The following is a 20,115-nucleotide window of genomic DNA, read 5'->3' as shown; positions in this document are numbered from 1 at the left end:
CAAGTTGAGTGAAGATCACGTTTCTATTTGTACGCATTCCGTTTAAACTCCGTTCATCAAGAAAAATGAGTAACGAACATGACCCAAGATTACGAACACGAAGAGTATTTAGAAGGCGAAGAGATTGAGATCGAAGCGATCGGTATCGACGTTGACGCGCACCCAATTGAGCTGTACAAGCTTTTCAAAATCGCAAACTTGGTGAGTGGCGGTGGTGAGGCAAAACACATCATCGAAGAAGGTTACGTTGCGGTAAACGGCGAGCTTGAAACACGTAAGCGTCGCAAAATGTATGACGGCGATTTCTTTGAGTTCAACCAAGAATACTATGTTGTTGTGTGTGATGCGCCAGTGACTGAGCCAGAAACAGCAGAGCAAAAAGCAGAGAAGAAGGCGAAGAAAGAAGCGCAAACGGCTCGTAAAGAAAAGTCTCGCTCGAAAAAGAACGAGAAAGCGAACGTTAAGGGCCCTAAGTCGACTGGTCGTAAAGCTGCACACAAAGAGCGTAAAGCCCAGAAAGAAGCGTTGTCTCAATCTGCTAAGAAAGGCAAGAAAGACGACAAGCCTCAAGCGGTTCGCGATCCTAAGAGTGGCCGCAACTCAATCGACTTCTTCTAAACGTCTCATTTCGATATCAGAGTCGACATAAACAGAAAAGCGCCGCCTTGGTGAGTAACCTAGGCGGCGCTTTTGTATCTAAAACGACTTAATTCGTCTCTGTGTTAATGCTTTTAATGCAGTACCTTAGCTGGGTCTTTTTGCTTGGTCCAATGGTGAATCGAGTTTGGTTTCGCCAGATAAAAACCTTGGTAGTAATCCAAGTCGAGCGCTTGCATTGCGGATAGCTGGCTGTTCTCTTCTACGCCTTCAATCACGACTTTAGCGTTCATCTGAACGGCGAGTTCGACTGCATTGGCTATCGCGAGTGTGTCACCAGAGCAATAGTCGAGTAGGTAAGAGCGATCGATCTTGATGATATCAGGGCAAAGCTGCTTCACTCGTGGCATATCAGAATGGTGAGAGCCAAAGTCATCAATCGCAAACAAGAAGCCATTGGCGCGCATAAGTTTTACGGCTTGGCTCAAAAGCTCTGTATCGCCACAGGCTTCTTCTACCACTTCAAAGACGACATCAGAAGGTGCCATACCCAATTCAGATAATCGCTTGTAGAGTAATCCGTTATCTTTAAAGCCCATGTCATTGGTAAGCGTTAATAACGTTTGGGGCATTACGTTGAGAAACAGTTTGATCGGCGAGCCCGCAAAGTGACGAGCGAAGTTGCGGATGTGAATTGCTCGAGATAGGAACTCGATGCAAAGTCGAAAGTGGGTATCAATGCTGCTATCAGTAAAGAAAAGATCGGGACGTATGTAGGCACCATCAGCACCACGAATGCGCAGTAGGGCTTCCATACCGATCATTTTCTGGTGTTTATCAAAGATAGGCTGATAAACACTGTGAAAAGTGTATTGATTGAGTACAACGTAGTATTCACCAAGGCTGTCCTGCCTTATGTACTGCTCGTAATCGGACTGCTTCTTTAACTCCATGAAAAACGCCAAAATAATAGCATGCGAAGGACTGTAACAGGATGGAATTCCGATTTGAAGCGCTACGCTAGCTTATTTTGAAGCCTATTGAGTTAATTTGAATTAGATTCCGATTTTTTCTCGATGTATCTGAAAAACATTGATAGACCGAAACAAATCAGGAAGTAAACGAAGCCGACAATCAACCAAATTTCGAAAATGTAGCCAGATGAGTTTGCCATCTCTGTGCCGACAAAGGTCATTTCTTGAATCGAGATAAGAGATACGATGGAGGTGTCTTTAACCAGTGAGATGGTCTGACCTGCCAGTGCTGGTGTAATGGCTTTCAATACTTGCGGCGCAATGACAAAGCGGTATTTAACCCAAGATGATAATCCGAGCGAATCTGCGGCTTCCCATTGGCCTTTATCGATGCTTTGCAATCCAGCACGCACGACTTCTGCGATGTAAGCCGAGGAAAGTAGGCCAACACAAAGGACACCAGAGGCTAAGTTTTCCCAAAGGTTAGCAGGGCCAAAGAAGAAGCTTTGAACTGCGTTAGGTTCGCCACGGTAGTTGCGTAAAATGTCTTCTAGCCCCAGTAGTGGGATTAACTGGTTAGAGATGAAGAAGTAGAAGATGAAGACGAACACCAAAGGCGGAATGTTTCGCACCAATTGAATAAACGCATTGGCAGGTGTGCGCAGCCATGCCGAATCAGAAAAGCGAGCTAATCCTAGCAAGGTACCTAGTACCAACGCGAATACGATGCCCCAGACGCTTAGGCGCAGCGTTGAAATTAAGCCTTGAAAGAAATACGGTAAGCCGCCGTCTGCTCTTGGTGTGAACAACAGGTCAATGGCTTCTTTCCAATGCCAGATGTAATTTACACCAACGGTAGAGCGATGATAAAGCCAAACCCCAGCCAATGCACAGATGGCCAGCAGCACCCAATCAAGTAGGTTAAAACGACTTAAGAAAAAGCCTGAATTGGTTTTGGTTGGTGCAACGCGAGTGGTGGTTTGTCCGCTCAAGGTTTGACTCCGGTAGTAAAGATAAATACCGACCCGTTAAACGAGTCGGTCATTGTATTTATTGTAAAAATTGTATTTATTGTAAAAGTTGCAATGGCTGTGAAAGTGCTCATTACTCTGACGCTATGAGCAACCGCGACAGCTTATGACTTTATGAGTAACAGCAACGCCTACTGGCCTTGTGCAACTTGGTCTTGCCAATCTAGCGTCGAGAACCAGTACTCGTAACGTTCATCTAGCCAACCGTCTTGCGTACGAGCTTCAATCCATTGGTTGAAGAAGGCTTTTTTGTCTTCTTCACCTAGACGAACGGCGAAGGCTTCGTTGCCTTTTGACAGACGCTCTGAAAACGGAATGAACAATTTGTCTGCGTGCTTGATCGCTTCGTGCTCTGGTTTCGGGCTTGATGCAATCACCGCGTGGGCATTGCCGTTTAGTACTTCTTGGAATGCTTGAGCGTCGTCATCAAACTGAAGGATCTTCGCTTTAGGGAAAGTCTCACGCGCTACTTGCACAGTGAACGCACCACGACGAGCGGCAATCTTCACACGGCGAGAGTCAAAATCTGAAAACTCGCTAAAACCTTCTGCTAGTTCTTTGTTTGCGGCAACTTGTACGCCAGAGTGTGAATAAGGTTCAGTGAACAGCACGCTCTTTGAACGCTCTGGAGTAATCGACATGCCACCGATGATTACGTCAAACTTTTTCGCTAATAGAGCAGGGATGATGCCGTCCCACGCGGTTGGGACAAACTCGACTTTGAGGCCTGAATCTGCGGCTAAGCGTTTTGCCACGTCGATTTCAAAACCAATCAGTTCACCTTGTTTGTTACGCATTGCCCAAGGCACGAATGTCGACATACCAACGCGCAGCGTGCCACGATCTTTGATTTGATCTACGTTCGGCGTTGCGGCTTCTTCATTGGCTAATGAAGGTAAAGCAATCGCAAGCCCCAATAATGCAGTAATGGTCGCTTTGAATAACTTCATGTTATCTCCTTATAATTTGCGCCAACTGGCTCCTAGTTTGTGTTCCAGCCAAGCGGATAAGCCAGAAAGTGATAATGTGAGAGCAAGGTAGATTGCTGCCACAGTAAACCAGATTTCAAAAGGCATCGCCGTTTCAGAGACGATGTTTCTCGCTTCGGTGGTGAGGTCGAAGATCGCCATAACACTCACAATCGAAGAGTTTTTAATCAGTGACACGACTTCGTTGGTCAATGGTGGCAAGGTACGTTGGAGTACCTGAGGAAGAATCACATCTTTGTACGCAAAGAGAGGGGACAGTCCCAAGCTTTTCGCTGCCTCAAATTGACCTTTGGGAATACTGTTTAAGCCTGCGCGGAAGATCTCTGCTGTGTACGCCCCTTGGAAAAGGGACAGCGCTAAAACGGCGGTACTGAATCTGTCTAGGCCAATGACAGGGCCAAACACGAAATAGAGTAGGTAGATTTGCACCAACAATGGCGTATTACGAATTAACTCTACGTAAGTAGTGCCGATCGCATTGCCAACTTTGGAGTTGCTTAGACGCAGCAGTGCGGTTACCAAACCAATCACTAATGTGAAGAACAGGCTAATGGCAGAGATTTTTAGTGTAACGATGAGGCCTTCTATTAACTCGGCTGGCCACCATTCGCCATCTTCGTAAAACGCGATGTAGTCAGGCACACGCTCCCACTGCCATTGATAACCCATTGCTTGTGCGCCGGAATCAAGCACCCAAACGATCGCAATCAGTAGAATCGCGATTTGGAGTAAGGCTTGTAAAACGGGTTTTAGGATTCGAAATACCATTGGCTAGTAGCTCAGAATCTGATTCAAAAACGCTTGTGTACGAGGGTGTTGAGGGGTTTCAAACAGTGCAACGGGTGAGTTCATTTCGATGATTTCACCTTCGTCCATAAATACCACTCGATTCGCTACTTTTTTCGCAAAACCCATTTCGTGAGTCACACAAATCATGGTCATGCCACTTTGTGCTAACTCAACCATCACGTCCAACACTTCGTTGATCATTTCAGGATCGAGCGCCGAGGTTGGCTCGTCAAACAGCAGTAAATCTGGTTCCATACAGAGCGAGCGTGCGATAGCAACACGTTGCTGCTGACCACCAGACAGTTGAATTGGGTATTTGTTGGCTTGCTCTTCGATGTTAACGCGCTTGAGATAATGCATTGCGCGTTCCTCCGCTTCCTGCTTCGATAGCTTCAGAGTGCGGATTGGGGCAAGAGTCAGGTTTTCTAAAACCGTGAGATGCGGAAACAGATGAAAGTGCTGAAACACCATTCCTACTTTACCCGGTTTTTGTGCTTTGGAATTTGCAGGATGCTCAAAGACGCTGAGCTCGCCCTCTTGGATGGATTCTAAGTGGTTGATGCAACGAATTAGTGTGGATTTACCTGAGCCGGAAGGGCCACAAACGACCACGATTTCACCGGTGTGTACTGAAAAATTAATGTCTTTAAGGGCGTGGTATTCGCCATACCACTTGTTTACGCCGCTGAACTCTACGACGATATTTTTCTCTTTCAAGGCTGCCAACTTTTAGAATAAATTTCTTTCTACAATAACAAGTTATTAACCGTATTGCACCTGTTTATCAGAGGTAAACTGTCCAACTGGTGAGCAAATAACTCATGACAAAACTAACCGATAATATAGTCAGTTTTAGAGAAAACGGATCACAATTGCGAAGACAGACATGGTGATAAGAAACTGTGCAGAGTAATAAGTTGTCATCACCACTTGGCGCGAAAATACCGATGTACTGCCAAATCGTTCGAAGGCAAGGACAACCCCAGACATGGTGAAGATAAAACTGCCTAGCACGGCGAACGCCGACGATTGGGTTTGACCACTGGCGTAGTATTCCAATGCCATCCAAAGCATGGTCATCAAAACAAAGATGTAGCTAGCCACCGACCACTTTTCTTTCCCTAAATCGGGCTTAAAAAAGAAATAGGCACACAGCCCTGCGCCAAATACGGCAAATGGAATCCATGGAGTAAAATGCCAAGCCGCCATATTGATGAAACCCAAGGCATAGCTAATTTGTGCAAGGCAAAACAGTTTAATGCCCGCAACAAATTTGTCTTTTGGGTGCATCAAGATTAAGTCACCCATGAGCGACAGTGAGAGCCCGCCAATGATCCACTGGGTGTAGGGAAGGTGATTTGCTGGAGACAGCATTAACATCCCAATCATTGCAGTGATTGGAAGCGGTTTGGTCAAAAAGAATAACCACTTAGGGCCAGTCTTAATGCTGATGATATGTATGAGCGCGCAAGCTACGACAATCAGCCACATACGAATAACTCTTGAATAGACGACTAAACGCTCATTTTTTATGAGCAAGCAAAAAAGTGACGCTTCGATTGGTAAGCACTTGGTTTGTTTTTGGTCATCGGCTTACACAACAACATCGAACTATCGCCTGTTTGTTATTTTTTTAGCAGAAAAGTTCAATTTATATCGTTTTGTCAGTGTGCGGCTAAATTACCATAAAAAAACGGTATTGTGTCTGCGCGGACACAATACCGTTAAAAAAGGCAGTAATTTGATAGATCGAGTCGTTATGCGACCGCTAGATCAAGAATTTTTCGACTGTTTTCTAGGTCAATCGCTTGGTTCTCGCCAAGAACGGTCATGCCATGCTTTGATAGCTGTGCAATGACTGAGTCAATAGCGGCTTCACGATCATCACCGTAACCTTCAAGTTGAGTTGCGACGTCTAGCTGATGGTAGAAAGCTTCGATCGCTTGAATCGTGCGCTCTGCCAAATCTTCACCTTCTGATAAGCCAAATACGTTGCGACCCATTTGCTCAAGTTTAGGGCGTTTGAACTGCATTTGGTTACGAAGTAGTGATGGTTGGATGATCGCTAGTGAACGTGCGTGGTCTACGTGCCAAAGCGCCGTTAGTTCGTGACCAATCATGTGTGTTGCCCAGTCTTGAGGAACACCGCTACCGATAAGGCCGTTCAATGCTTGGTTTGCTGTCCACATTAGGTTGGCACGCCATTGGTCGTTGTCGCGCTCTGCGAACTGATCGCCCAGTACTTTAAGGTTTTTCAGTAGTGCTTCTGCGTAACCGTCTTGAACCATTGCGCCTGTTGGAAGTGTTAGATATTGCTCACAAACGTGAACCCATGCATCCACAAGACCATTGATAAGCTGACGCTCTGGTAGGGTCTTCATTACGTCTGGGTCAAGAACTGCAAACTTCGGTTGAACTGCAGGTGCTAAGAACGCCAATTTATCTTGCGTTTCTTTCTTAGTGATTACCGCGCCCATGTTTGACTCAGAACCTGTCGCAGGCAAAGTAAGAATGGCAGCAAGTGGTGTTGCTTCGGTTACTTGATGCTTGCCTACCATGATGTCCCAACCGTCACCGTCGTATTTTGATGATGCTGCGACGTACTTAGAACCATCGATAACTGAACCACCACCTACAGCTAGGATAAAATCAACGTTTTGTTCTTTTACGATAGCTACCGCTTTATCTAGTGTTTCTTTAGTTGGGTTTGGCTCAACACCCGAAAACTCAAGCCACTCTCGGCCTTCCAATGCTTGCGCTACTTGATCGTAAACACCGTTCTTCTTGATCGAGCCGCCGCCGTAGATAACAAGTACTTTTTGGTCGGCAGGAATTGCGTCTTTGATTGCAGCGATTTGGCCTTGGCCGAAGAAGATTTGAGTTGGGTTGACGTATGAAAAGTTCATTATTATACCTCTTGCTTCCAATGTGAGGAGAGTGAATATGTGCATATTAGTACGTGCTGGAGTGGCTGAGTAGGCCGATTTCTGCAAATTTGTTGCCTATTCCTACATAATTGCGTGCATTGCTCTGGAACTGAGTGACGAACTCCAAGTATAGTGCCTGGCAAATGAATGGAGTGACAAAATGAAGACACTTGCTGAGAGCATGCAGCAATACGCGACGAAATTCGGCTTAGACGATCTCGAAGGGATTAAAGAAACCGCCATTGATGGGGTGTGGTTTTACCGTAGTAGTAAAGGGAATAATCGCCAACCTTTTGTGTACCAGTCTGGCATTATCGTGTTGGGACAAGGGTACAAGAACATCCATATTGGCCAAAGTCCGGTGCGTTATGGACCCGATGATTATTTGGTGGTTGGTGTCCCAATGCCGCTCGAGTGTGAAGCGATTGCCGTCGACAATGAACCCTTGCTAGGTATCTCTATCGATATTTCTCCAGCACTGCTACAAAAGCTCGTGAAGAAGCTGGAATCACAACGTTTTACTAATGTGTGTGAAGACGCCACTCGCTGCGGGTTGAAGTCGGTACAAATGAACGAGCAAATGCTTGATGCATGTAAACGCCTGATGACGACGTTATGTGACGAGCTAGAGGTTGCCATGCTCGGTGAGATGCTTTTAGAAGAGATAGTTTATCGAGCATTGGTAAGCGAATCTGGCCATGTTCTCTTTGAATTGGCGCATCAAGAAGGCTCTTATGCTCGCGTAGCTAAAGCTCTTAATCGTGTTCATCAGGAATATCATGAACAACTGAATGTACAATCCTTGGCGGAAGAGGCGAACATGAGCGTATCTGCGTTTCATCAAGCCTTCAGAAGTGTCACTCTAGAGTCGCCTTTGCAGTACATAAAAAAGGTGCGTCTCAATAAAGCGCGTGAACTTATCCAAGTAGAAGGGCGCAGAGTGAATGATGCTGCGAGGCTAGTAGGCTACAGTAGCCCGTCACAGTTCAGTCGCGAATATAAAAGACATTTTAATGAAACACCCAGAGCAACAAAGGCTTAGTGATCTTTATTTCAATATTAGGACTTTTTTTCTCTTTTTTATTAATTTGCGATCGACATATTTATTTGAGTAGTGAAATTAGTTGTTGGTGCAAAATAAGATGTCAATTCTTGCAATCTATGAGTGGATTCTTGAGAGGTGTTGCTGAAAATTTATAAATAAGTAGTGTGAAATTCTGCACTTGTACTTAAGTTATTTTACGTCGAAACAAAAGTAAAAGGTACGCAAAGATAAAGCGTATTTTGTATTGTATTAACAATAACTTAAGGAAGAGCAATATGTACCTTAGAAACGGGAAAGCAGGAAAGAGTGTATTCACACTCAGTACTTTGACTGCATCTTGTCTAATGGCCTTCAACAGCTATGCAGCGGTTGATTGTGCACCTCTAGAAGTTTGGGATTCGTCGAAGGTTTATAACGGCGGTGACCAAGTTCAGCACGAAGGTAACGCGTATAACGCGCGCTACTGGACTCAAAACAACAATCCAGCGCAAGCAGGTGAATGGGGTGAGTGGGAAAATCTAGGTGCTTGTAGTGGCACTGGTCCTGTAGATCCTCCAGTTAATGAAGTGCCTACTGTAACATTAACATCGCCTAGTGCTTCGGCTTCTATCACTGCGGGAGATGTTGTAAATCTTGCCGCAGACGCTGCTGACACGGATGGTTCAATTAGTAAGGTTGAATTCTTTGTTGATGGCGCATTGGTCGGTACCTCTACCGCAGCACCTTTTACTGCTTCATGGACGGCGACAGAGGGTGTTCACGAGTTCTCAACTAAAGCCTACGACGACAAAAACGCGGCGAGCACTGTGAGTGCAGTTACGCTTACAGTTGCTGCTGGTCAACCTGGTAACGAAGCACCAACGGTAGACGTAGCGCTATCAGCCACTTCTGTTGAGCTTGGCGGTACGGTAACGGTTTCTGCTACTGCGGCAGACGCGGATGGTACGGTTGCTAAAGTTGAGTTCTTTGCCGCAGGTGCTTTGATTGGTACAGCAACAGCTGCGCCTTACGCTGTTGATTTCACTCCAGCAGCAGCAGGCTCGGTATCGATTTACGCTAAAGCGACTGACGATGCTGGCGCAACAACAGATTCTTCCCTTGTATCACTATCAGTAAATGGTGGTGCAGTAACTTCAAACTGTCGTCCTGATGGCCTGTACCAAACGGCTGGTGTGGATGTACCTTACTGTACGATTTACGACAAAGACGGCCGTGAATTGATGGGTGCCGATCACCCACGTCGTGTGATTGGTTACTTCACAAGCTGGCGTAGTGGTGATGATCCACAAGCGGCTTACCTTGTGAAAGACATTCCTTGGGATCAGCTAACTCACATTAACTACGCGTTTGTAAGCATCGGTTCAGACGGTAAAGTGAACGTTGGTGACGTGACTGATCCAACTAACCCTGCAACTGGTAAAACTTGGCCGGGTGTAGAAGTAGACCCAGCACTAGGCTTTAAAGGTCACTTCGGTGCACTTGCTACTTACAAGCAAAAACATGACGTTAAAACGTTGATCTCGATCGGTGGTTGGGCTGAAACAGGTGGTCACTTCGGCGCAGACGGTAATCGTGTTGCGGATGGTGGCTTCTACACGATGACAACTAACGCAGACGGTTCAATCAACCACGCAGGTATCGAGAAGTTCGCGACTTCTGCAGTTGAAATGATGCGTACCTACAAATTCGATGGTCTAGACATCGACTACGAGTACCCAACGTCTATGGCGGGTGCAGGTAACCCTTACGATAAAGACTTCATGGAACCACGTCGTCCATACCTGTGGGCTTCATACCAAGAGCTAATGAAGGTCCTACGTGAGAAACTGGACGCAGCATCTGCACAAGATGGCATCCACTACATGCTGACTATCGCAGCGCCTTCTTCGGGTTACCTACTGCGTGGTATGGAAACCTTTGATGTTACTAAGTACCTCGATTACGTGAACATCATGTCTTACGACTTGCACGGTGCTTGGAACGATCACGTTGGTCACAACGCGGCACTATTTGATACAGGTAAAGACTCAGAGCTTGCTCAATGGAACGTATACGATACAGCAGCTTACGGCGGTATTGGTTACTTGAACACTGACTGGGCTTACCATTACTTCCGTGGTTCAATGCCTGCTGGTCGTATCAATATTGGTGTGCCTTACTACACCCGTGGTTGGCAAGGTGTAACAGGTGGTGAAAATGGTCTTTGGGGCCGCGCTGCACTACCTAACCAATCAGAGTGTGCACCAGGTACTGGTGAAGGCGAGAAGAACAACTGTGGTCACGGTGCTCTAGGTATCGATAACATGTGGCACGATACTGACCCTAAAGGTAACGAAATGGGTGCAGGTTCTAACCCTATGTGGCACGCGAAGAACCTAGAGAAAGGCATTTGGGGTTCTTACGCTCAAGCTTACGGTCTAGATCCTGTGAACGATCCTTCAGACCAATTGGTGGGTACGTACACGCGTAACTACGATGATGTTGCAGTCGCACCATGGCTATGGAACGCAGAGAAGAGTGTATTCCTGTCAACAGAAGACAAAGCGTCTGTTGAAGTGAAAGCAGACTACGTTATCGATAAAGAGATCGGCGGTATCATGTTCTGGGAACTAGCAGGTGACTACAACTGTTACGTACTAGACGCGAACGGTAACCGTACTACGATTGATGCAACTGAACAGGCTTGTGCTGCGGGTAATGGTGAGTACCACATGGGTAACACTATGACTAAAGCGATTTACGACAAGTTTAAGTCTGCAACACCTTACGGTAACAAGATTGCGACAGGTGCCATCCCAACAGAAGCTGTTGATATCGCAGTGAGCGTTGGTGGCTTTAAAGTGGGTGACCAAAACTACCCAATCAACCCTAAGATCACGTTCACAAACAACACAGGTCAAGCGATTCCTGGTGGTACTGAATTCCAGTTCGATATTCCTGTATCGGCACCGGATAACGCGAAAGATCAGTCTGGTGGTGGCCTAAGCGTGATTGCTTCTGGACATACTCGTGCGAACAACATTGGTGGTTTGGATGGTGTAATGCACCGTGTATCTTTCTCGCTACCAGCATGGAAAGACCTACCAGCGGGCGGCACTTACGAGCTTGATATGGTTTACTACCTACCAATCTCTGGCCCTGCTAACTACACGGTGATTTCTGGTGGTAAAGAGTTCGCGTTCAAGTTTGAGCAACCAGACCTACCAATCGGTGACTTAAACTCTGGCACTGGTGGCGGCGGTGGTACTGAGCCTGGTACTTGTGACACAACAGGCCTTGTGACTTACCCAGACTTCCCACAAACGGACTGGCAAGGTAACCCAAGCCACGCTAACCAAGGTGATAAAGTGATTCACAATGGTGTGGTATACCAAGCGAACTGGTGGACAGCATCAGAGCCTGGTAGTGACGGTAGCTGGTCGACAGTATGTAACGTTTAATCCAGATTGAATGGATAACAAAAGCGCGCGATTTAAATCGCGCGCTTTTTTATTGTGGGGGATATGATTTTGTTGCTTTGGATTATTGCAAATAGACGCTTGAGTAAACGATCAGAACTCATAACCTTCAGGAATAACCACGATCCCTTTTTCTGATACATGAAATCGTTTGGCGTCTTCGATTTTGTTGATACCAATTTGTGTGTGCGGTGGAATACGAACGTGCTTGTCAATAATACAACTGACGAGCTGACAGCCTTCGCCGACCTCTACATCATCGAAAATAATGCTATCGACGACGGTTGCGCTGTCTTGAATACGCACGTTGGACGCGATAACAGAGTGCTGAACGGAACCTCCGGAGTTAATGACACCATTGGCAATGATGGAGTTAATAAAAATCCCTTCATTACCTGTCGCCGATGATACGGTTCTTGCTGGTGGAAATTGGGCTTCATAAGTACGCACTGCCCAATTTGGCTGATACAAGTTCATTGGTGGAACGGGTTCTAACAAATCCATGTTGGCCTCGTAGAAAGAATCAATGGTACCGACATCGCGCCAGTAACAATCTTTGTCTACACGACCTTTACTACCGCAGAACTTATAAGCGTAAACGGATTGAGTGTCGATCAGCTTAGGAATGATGTCTTTTCCAAAGTCATGGCTTGAGTCTTCAAGCTTTGCATCTTCTTCGAGCGCATCTTGCAAAACGTCCATATCGAAGATGTAAATCCCCATAGACGCTAGACTCTGAGTTGGGTCGTTAGGAAGAGTAGGTGGGTTCTTAGGCTTCTCGACAAAGGACTCGACTAAACCATTCTCTTTAATGCCCATTACGCCAAACGCGGTCGCTTCTTCGACAGGTACATCCATACATGCGACCGTTAACTTCGCGCCGTTTTCTTTGTGCTCTTCCAGCATTGCTGCGTAGTCCATGCGATAAATGTGGTCACCGGACAGAACGACGACATACTTAGCGTCATTTCGAGATAACAGCCACATGTTGTGGTAAATGGCATCTGCCGTGCCTTCATACCATGCACCACCTTTGCGCATTTGAGGTGGAACTGCAGTGATGTATTCACCAAGTTCGGGATTGAAGATCGACCAACCATCTCGCAAGTGCTTTTGCAGCGAGTGCGATTTGTATTGAGTTAACACTAAAATCTTTCTTAAACCTGAATGAAGACAATTAGTTAGTGTGAAATCAATGATGCGATACTTACCGCCAAATGGAACGGCTGGTTTGGCTCTATCATCGGTAAGAGGGCTCAACCTTGATCCCATACCGCCAGCTAAGATTACTGCGAGTGCGTCTTGCATAATGTTCCCTTTCCCTTATGTTACGTGCATCGAAAGCAACTTAAAGCCTGAGGAGTTAGCCAACTGCTGGTGGCTTTCGAGTGACGTTGTTGAGTGTCCTTTGAACTTATAAATGGTAGTGCTATATAACGTAGTACAAGATTCGAGCCATTGGATTTTGTTAATAAAATCAATGCCCTTTAGAGGTGGGGTATTATTTATTGCACTATATTAGGGAGTGAGGAAATTGTTGCTGCACCGAATTGGTGAAATGAAGTGAATACTCTAATTTTGTGGTTTCAGTTTACATTGTAAAGGGTTTTAAAAACAATTAATTAGCGGTCATTTAAAATGAAAACAGGAGCACCATGGCTCCTGTTTGTTTGAGATAAACGTTTCATGCTATGAAAGGCCGATAATATTGCCTTGATCGTCAAGATCGAGATTCATGAACGCGGGTTTATCCGGTAAACCAGGCATGGTCATAACATTACCTGAAAGCGCGTAAACAAAACCAGCACCTGCACATAAGCGTAGCTCACGAATAGGAACGCTAAAGCCACTTGGCGCTCCTTTTACAGCTGAATCAGTGGTAATGGAGAGCGGCGTTTTCGCAATGCATACCGCTAGTTCGTCAAAGCCCAATTTTTCAAAGTGCTTAAGCTGTTGCGTCGCGAGTTCACTCATTTCAATATTTGCAGCGCCGTAACCCGCTTCGCAAACGGCCATGAGTTTCTCTTTTAGAGTTTGCTCTTTGCGGTAAAGAGGGCGGAAATCAGAAGCTTGTTCACACGTTTCAACAACGTGTTGCGCTAGTTCTACGGCACCTTCACCACCTTGACCAAATGCTGTACTGACGGCCACCTTAACTTCCGGGTTAAACTCGTGAATCAACGCCTTAAGCGCTGCCAATTCTTGCTGAGAATCTTGCGGGAACTGGTTAATAGCAACCACGGCAGGGATACCGTATTTATGGACATTGTTAATGTGCCACTTTAAGTTTTCAAACCCTGCTTCAAGTGCAGCTTGGTCTGGATTGAAAATTGAATCCGGAATGGCCATACCTGGGCGCAGATCATAGTGACCTGAGTTTGCTTTTAAACCACGTAACGTAGCGACAATCACGACACAATCTGGTGCACGACCCGCTGCAGACGCTTTAATGTTACACGCTTTCTCGAATCCCATGTCTGAGCCAAAACCCGCCTCAGTGACAACGTAACTAGAAAGTTTTAGTGCAATTTGGTCTGCGATGATAGAAGAGTTACCGTGAGCGATGTTCGCAAATGGACCCGCGTGGATCAGGGTTGGCACACCTTCTAGTGTTTGCATCAAAGTAGGGGCAATGGTTTCTTTTAGCGTGACAGCCATTGCTCCGGCAACTTGTAAGTCCTCAGTTGTCACTGGAAGGCCGTCTAAGTTGTAAGCCACGACGATACGGCCAATGCGTTGGCGCAGATCTTTTAAGTCTTTAGCTAAAGCGAGGATCGCCATTAGCTCAGAAGCGGCAGAGATATCAAAACCTTCTTCACGTTCAAAGCCGTTGATAGTTTTGCCTTCTTCATTGAGACCAATCTTAACCATGCGCAGTGCACGGTCGTTATGGTCCATCACTCGCTTCCAAGTGATTCGTTCGACGTCGATCTTTAGTGCTTTTAAGCCAGTGCGGGCTTCGAATGCCTCGTAGCCTTCACGTTGTTCATGATAAAGGCGAGCATCTAATGCGGCAGAGGCCAAGTTATGTGCCGCTGTTACCGCATGAATATCACCAGTGAGATGTAGGTTTAACTCATCCATTGGTGCAACTTGGGAATAACCACCACCTGCAGCGCCACCTTTGACACCAAAGACTGGCCCCATTGATGGTTGACGGATACACGCCATTACAGATTGGTTGATCTTAGATAAACCCTGAGAAAGACCGATTGTGGTTACGGTTTTACCTTCACCCAGAGGGGTGGGTGTGATTGCAGTGACCAACACCAACTTGCCGTCTTGATTTGCGTTTAAGCGATCAAGACATTGGGGATGAACTTTAGCTTTGTGTTTTCCGTGTGTATCGAACTCTTGTGGTAAAAGGCCGGCATTGGCAGCAACGGTAGCGATAGAAGACAACGGTGTGTTTCGGCAAATTTCAATATCAGACTGCATGGATACTCCAAAAAAATGGCTAACACGTGGCGTTCAACATCAAGCAAGCAAAAGACTCAGCAAGTGTTGCGCAAACGTTTGCGCGAGAATAATACTGGTAAAAAACGAGGTGTAAAGCAGTTCGTGCGCCTTAGCGTGCTACATCATAACAAAAACCACTAATTACTGCGCTAGATCAAAACAAAAAGGCCACCAAATGGTGACCTTCGCATATTTATTGCTCTAAGTACTTGGTTCTTAGCGATCCCAGTAGGTTTCTTCTAGGCTATCTTCACGCTCTGGTAGTGCACGTGATAGGCGAGGAGAGTGCTGAGTTAACACTTCATAGCTTACACGGTTTGCGTACTTACAGATCTGAGATAGAGAAGAGTAAGTTAGGCAGCGTACTTCGTGTTTTTCAGAGTTTGGCACTTCTTTATGGTGGAATGAGTTCGCCGCCATGTCGTGTAGAAGTGCAGACAATGCTGCATCACCGGCACCGTTGGTGTTCTTGATCTCAAGTGGACCACCAAGGTAAGGGCCAATGTGTGAGTACACTTTCATTGGGTTTTGACAATCGTCTTTACGCATTGCACGGCTAAACTCAAACTTGTTGAACTCTTCAATCGAGCCTTCAAGAATATCGTGCGTCGTTTCGCGTTTCACTTTCTCATCAGTGTAACCCGCCATGTAAAGACCGTCAGGGCCTGCAGTACAAAGAACTAGATCTACCCATTCCAGCGCTTTATTCGCTGCTGCAAGTGGATCGCCTTCGCCAGTCAGTGCTGCGCCTTCTTCTTCGTTCATTGCAACAACAGATACGTTCTCGCGAATGTACTCTTGCCACCATTCAGCGTTGCCTTCGATCACATACTTAGTGCCAAGCGTCAGTACTACAGGGACCTCGTGCTTCTTAGCAAACTCAATCGCACGTTGAACGGCTTGAGGCATTTGATCTTCTTCTTTACCACGCATTAGGTAAGAAGAAACAACCAGAGCAGATGCTTTGGTAAATACTTCTTCTGGAATGCTCTCTGGAGAGAGTTTGTTCATGTGACCTTCGTTGATCGCGAAAGTGCGTTCGCCATCGTGAGTGATCAACGTGTAACAACGACCAATCGGACCATCTACGGTTTGTAGATGGTTTAGGTTCATACGAGAAGAGGTACGGCACAGGTAACGGTAAGCGAAAGAACCAACTTGAATGTTCTTTGACATAACACCAAGTAGCACTGATTTGCTGTCCGCAAGCACGGAGTAGTTGTGAAGAGTGTTACCGATAGTGTCACCTGGGTATTGGTGAGTAATCAGGCCTTGTTCTACTAGCTCTTCGTACAGTGCGTCCGCTTTGCTCTCTTCAAGAACGAGAGAATGTCCTTTACTTAGGTTGTATTTTTCTAAAAACGCATCATCTACGCGCGCTTCGATATCTACGATGGTTTGACCGACACCAACGACCGTAGGGCGGTACAATTTCGGTGCTTGTCGAATTTGGTTTACTAATGGATCTCGAGCGTGAGTTGGAAAGTAGTGTTTAGATTTTCGCTGACCAGGAAACTTCATGCTTGTTCTTGAGTGAGAAAAAAAGAGGCGGGATTGTATCACAAAATTTTGAAAATCGTTCCGTTTTCTTGCAAAGAAATTTGCCCGCTGAAAAAATCAACGGGCTGCTGTTTTTACACACAAATTGGGGTTAATTTGTAGGAGTTACAGTCGGTTCCACATAAGCTTTTGTGCCATATAGAGGAACCGTTGATAAGCTATGTTTGAAACTGCCTTCTGTCTCTTTGGTTGTGTAAGACAAGTAAAGTAGCGTTTGGTTTTCTGGATCGTAAATGCGACGTACTTTCATTGTCTTGAAGAAGATGCTTTTTGACTTCTTGAAGACGACTTCACCAGATTTGCTTTTATCAATCTTTGCAATCATCTCTGGCGTGATGTCGCCTGTTTGACGACATGAGATAGAACTGTCACTTGGATCAGACAAGCTTAAATTCGCCTCGATAGAAGCGATATGACAAGTCACACCCGTCACGACTTCGTCTTGTAGGTGGCCGATTTTGATGTCTTTCATTGTGAACATACCCAGTGATACGTCACCTACTTCATTATCACTACACCCAGCCAAAACGGTTACCAAACCCAAAGCAAGCAAGCTTTTCTTCATTTTTCATCCCTTAATTAGGCTAATTTATTAGTTCAATTTATCAGACGCACACACTTAAAACAAAATTTGGCGTTACCTCAGGAGTTTAGCTAGGTTTGTAAGAGGCTTCATGCTAATGTACCGCTCCAGAACAGATGACGCCTACATTTCTAATCAAAGTCCTGTTTTTGATTCGCTGTAAAACACTAGGCTTGCAGCGCTTAAGGTAAGAAAATGAACCAACAACAATTAGAAAGCATCAACAGAAAAAATGCGTGGTTGCATGATTTAGTAGAAGTCGAATTTCCTACTAAAGAAAGTATTGAAGGGCGAGCCATCTATACTCGTATGCTCGACGCTTTAACCTACGATGCTGTCGATAAAACTACGCTTTTAGAAAACGGGCAAGAGTTAACAGGGGACGACATCTTCCTTGTTGACTTTCATAGGCTTACCGTGATGTTTTCGATTCTACAGTCACAACGTTGGTCGGATAAGCACGAGCAGGAAATGATCGTCGAATACTTAACTCAGATCATTTTGACGCCTGAGTTTGAGCTTTATGTCGGTTTTAAACAAGGCGAGGCTGTAGCAGCGGCAATTGTCAGCCAATTTGAAGGCAACACACTTGTTTCTGACATTACCGTTTCTCAAAACTTGGATAAATCGCAGTTTGTGTGTGATTTGGCGAAAAAATTGAACGACGATCAAAAGTTGTGTGAAACAATAGTCGTAGAAAATTGATCAATGTCGGTCCCAGTTGGGGATTTGGCATTTAATATGTGCAACAACATTCTTTCTCGGCTGGGCGACACATGGTTATGCGTTTGACGCGTTTATTGGCTCTATTTCTATGCTTAGGGACGGCCGCAGTCAATGCTGACCAAACGGATTGGGAAATTAAAAAAGTACTGGTTTTACATTCGTATGAGCCCTCATACCAATGGACCAATGACATTCAACGTGGTGTCGAAGAGGGCTTTGAGCAAACCAACAGTGAAGTCAAACTATCGATAGAATACCTAGACGCTAAGCGCGTGCACTCAGATGGCTATTTTCAAAACATGGCCAATTATCTGCAGCTCAAATATCAAAACTACAAGTTTGACGGCATCATCATCTCGGACGACGCTGCACTAGAATTTTCTAAACGTTACTTACCAAACGACGAGCGCTCTGTGCCTTTGGTGGCCGTTGGCATCAATAACACACAAGCGACGTTAGACTCTTTAAGTACTTCCGGTAGTATCTTGTATGAACAAGATAAAGTTATCGAAAACATCAAGCTCATCATTAAGCTACGTCCTCAGATAAAGAACTTGTATTATCTCGCCGACAGAAGCATGACATCGGAACTGGTTCATACTCGTGTTGTAGAAGAGATGAAGAAGTTTCCTCAAATCAATTTGATTGAGCTTCGGGATGAACCTTTGGCTGAAGCCGCGGATAGGCTCTCAAAGATCAACCCAAATGATGCTGTGCTGCTGACTCATTTCAACACAGAAGCGGAACAAGGCCATTACCATTCTTACCAAGAAGTGGCACACGTTATTGGCGCTAAAAGTGTTGCGCCTGTATTTGTCTTGTGGGAAATGTACCTAGAAGAACCGGGTATTTTGGGTGGATTCTTAAATCGTTCGAAGCAATATGGTCACGAAGCAGCAGAGCTAATGGCTGCTAAATTGGGTCTATCTATGACCCAAACTGACAACGAAGTGATTTCTGAAGCCGTATTAGACTTCGTGGCTATTCAAAAATATGGTATCAGTCGCTACGACATTCCTAAATCAGCCCACATTATCAATGCACCACCTCCTGCAGTTAAAGTTAATATCAAACTGTTGCTCTTTGCTTGTGCGCTAATAGTTCTGCTTTCTTTGGTGATTGTTAGTCAGTTTATGACCATTCGCCAGCGCAAAGTGATCGATCAGAAGAACCGCAAGATCGTGACCTTACAAAAGCGCACCTTGAGCGTTCAAAAGGAGATGATTCACGTTCTTGGCGAGGCGATTGAATCGCGCTCTGGTGAGACAGGACAGCACGTTAAACGTGTTGCTAGATTGTCTGCGACCTTGGCTGAGTTTTGCGGGTTAAGCCATCGTGAAGTAGAGATGATTGAAGTCATCAGCCCAATGCATGACGTTGGTAAAATTTCGGTTCCTGAATCTATCTTGGACAAAAGTGGCAAGTTAGATGAGGCTGAATGGGAAATCATGAAGCGCCATACGGTGAAAGGTTATGAATTGCTGAACAACCGTGAAGGCGAAATCACTAAGTTGGCCGCCATTGTTGCTCATGAACACCATGAGCGTTGGGACGGGACTGGTTATCCGAATGGCCTAAAAGGTGAGGAGATTCATCTCTTTGCACGTATTGTGGCTATTGCCGATGTTTTTGACGCCTTACTGAGTGAACGCTGTTATAAGCGTGCTTGGACGGTTGAAGAAGTTGTGGGTCTGTTTACGCGTGAAAAAGGTAAACACTTTGATCCAACGCTGAGCCAATTGTTATTGGATAATTTGGATGACTTTATAGAAGTGCGTTATTTATATCCAGATTCCGAAGTTTAACCCTTCCTTTTGTACCGAGTGAAGGCTTTGTTGCGTAATTCGATGGAACTAAATCAAGAAACTACGATCTGAGCGGCTACGCCCATCAATCGTCGTAGCCTCATGCCTAAACCTCGTTACAAAACAACTAACTGGAAGCAGTACAATAAATCCTTAATCAACCGTGGTTCTC

At 45.5% G+C, this 20,115-nt stretch carries 16 protein-coding genes; 5 read left to right on the top strand and 11 right to left on the bottom strand.

Translation table 11 applies throughout. The annotated features are described in order from the left end of the window. Positions 1–78: 78 nt before the first annotated feature. A complete protein-coding gene (locus tag QTO06_RS23140) occupies positions 79–618 on the top strand; it encodes an RNA-binding S4 domain-containing protein (protein WP_010649343.1) in 540 nt (179 codons plus the stop codon). 113 nt (positions 619–731) lie between these two features. On the opposite strand, the gene QTO06_RS23135 is transcribed toward QTO06_RS23140, so the two are convergent. The 7 genes from QTO06_RS23135 to QTO06_RS23105 all read right to left on the bottom strand — a co-directional run bounded on the left by QTO06_RS23135 (position 732) and on the right by QTO06_RS23105 (position 7,286). Next, positions 732–1,550: an EAL domain-containing protein gene (locus tag QTO06_RS23135; protein WP_051118614.1), complete on the bottom strand. Its 819-nt coding sequence runs from the start codon at positions 1,548–1,550 to the stop codon at positions 732–734. A 92-nt stretch (positions 1,551–1,642) separates the two neighbouring features. Next, positions 1,643–2,563 (bottom strand): amino acid ABC transporter permease, encoded by a 921-nt coding sequence (locus QTO06_RS23130; RefSeq protein WP_051118613.1) that lies wholly within the window; start codon positions 2,561–2,563, stop codon positions 1,643–1,645. A 170-nt stretch (positions 2,564–2,733) separates the two neighbouring features. Continuing rightward, the gene (locus QTO06_RS23125; protein WP_045395799.1) at positions 2,734–3,552 is read right to left on the bottom strand and encodes a transporter substrate-binding domain-containing protein; all 819 of its coding nucleotides are present in this window, start codon (positions 3,550–3,552) and stop codon (positions 2,734–2,736) included. Between the two features lie 9 nt (positions 3,553–3,561). Next, on the bottom strand, positions 3,562–4,359 hold the full coding sequence (locus tag QTO06_RS23120; RefSeq protein ID WP_005431322.1) for an amino acid ABC transporter permease: 798 nt from the start codon (positions 4,357–4,359) through the stop codon (positions 3,562–3,564). A gap of 3 nt (positions 4,360–4,362) precedes the next feature. After that, positions 4,363–5,097, bottom strand: coding sequence for an amino acid ABC transporter ATP-binding protein (locus QTO06_RS23115; protein ID WP_038863588.1), 735 nt, complete (start codon positions 5,095–5,097; stop codon positions 4,363–4,365). Positions 5,098–5,232: 135 nt separating this feature from the next. Further along, positions 5,233–5,871: a lysoplasmalogenase gene (locus QTO06_RS23110; RefSeq protein WP_050919065.1), complete on the bottom strand. Its 639-nt coding sequence runs from the start codon at positions 5,869–5,871 to the stop codon at positions 5,233–5,235. Positions 5,872–6,137: 266 nt separating this feature from the next. Further along, positions 6,138–7,286 carry an iron-containing alcohol dehydrogenase gene (locus QTO06_RS23105; protein WP_045420750.1) on the bottom strand — a complete coding sequence of 383 codons (1,149 nt, stop codon included), beginning with the start codon at positions 7,284–7,286 and terminating at the stop codon, positions 6,138–6,140. Positions 7,287–7,467: 181 nt separating this feature from the next. Here QTO06_RS23105 and QTO06_RS23100 point away from each other — a divergent pair, with 181 nt between their 5' ends. Beyond that, positions 7,468–8,349, top strand: coding sequence for an AraC family transcriptional regulator (locus tag QTO06_RS23100; RefSeq protein ID WP_005431409.1), 882 nt, complete (start codon positions 7,468–7,470; stop codon positions 8,347–8,349). A gap of 278 nt (positions 8,350–8,627) precedes the next feature. Then, positions 8,628–11,792 carry a chitinase C-terminal domain-containing protein gene (locus QTO06_RS23095; RefSeq protein WP_331410000.1) on the top strand — a complete coding sequence of 1,055 codons (3,165 nt, stop codon included), beginning with the start codon at positions 8,628–8,630 and terminating at the stop codon, positions 11,790–11,792. A gap of 111 nt (positions 11,793–11,903) precedes the next feature. Here the strand turns inward: QTO06_RS23095 and glgC are convergent, their stop codons facing one another. The 4 genes from glgC to QTO06_RS23075 form a co-directional block, all read right to left on the bottom strand. Continuing rightward, entirely contained in the window at positions 11,904–13,118 is a 1,215-nt protein-coding gene (gene glgC, locus QTO06_RS23090; protein WP_331409999.1) for a glucose-1-phosphate adenylyltransferase, read from the bottom strand. A 381-nt stretch (positions 13,119–13,499) separates the two neighbouring features. Next, entirely contained in the window at positions 13,500–15,248 is a 1,749-nt protein-coding gene (locus tag QTO06_RS23085) for a formate--tetrahydrofolate ligase (protein WP_331409997.1), read from the bottom strand. A 237-nt stretch (positions 15,249–15,485) separates the two neighbouring features. Further along, positions 15,486–16,790, bottom strand: a complete 1,305-nt coding sequence (locus tag QTO06_RS23080; RefSeq protein ID WP_009704476.1) for an inosine/guanosine kinase — start codon at positions 16,788–16,790, stop codon at positions 15,486–15,488. Between the two features lie 130 nt (positions 16,791–16,920). Continuing rightward, entirely contained in the window at positions 16,921–17,394 is a 474-nt protein-coding gene (locus QTO06_RS23075) for a CreA family protein (RefSeq protein WP_005441905.1), read from the bottom strand. Between the two features lie 213 nt (positions 17,395–17,607). On the opposite strand from QTO06_RS23075, the gene QTO06_RS23070 reads away from it, so the two are divergent. After that, a complete protein-coding gene (locus tag QTO06_RS23070; protein ID WP_331409996.1) occupies positions 17,608–18,117 on the top strand; it encodes a flavodoxin in 510 nt (169 codons plus the stop codon). Between the two features lie 71 nt (positions 18,118–18,188). Then, complete coding sequence (locus QTO06_RS23065; protein ID WP_331410016.1) at positions 18,189–19,943, top strand: HD domain-containing phosphohydrolase; 1,755 nt, start codon at positions 18,189–18,191, stop codon at positions 19,941–19,943. Positions 19,944–20,115: the final 172 nt, after the last annotated feature.

Source organism: Vibrio sp. M260121 (genome assembly GCF_036533715.1).
Lineage (GTDB): Bacteria > Pseudomonadota > Gammaproteobacteria > Enterobacterales > Vibrionaceae > Vibrio.
Note: the sequence above shows the minus strand (reverse complement) of the source record. Positions and strands in the feature narration are given on the sequence as shown.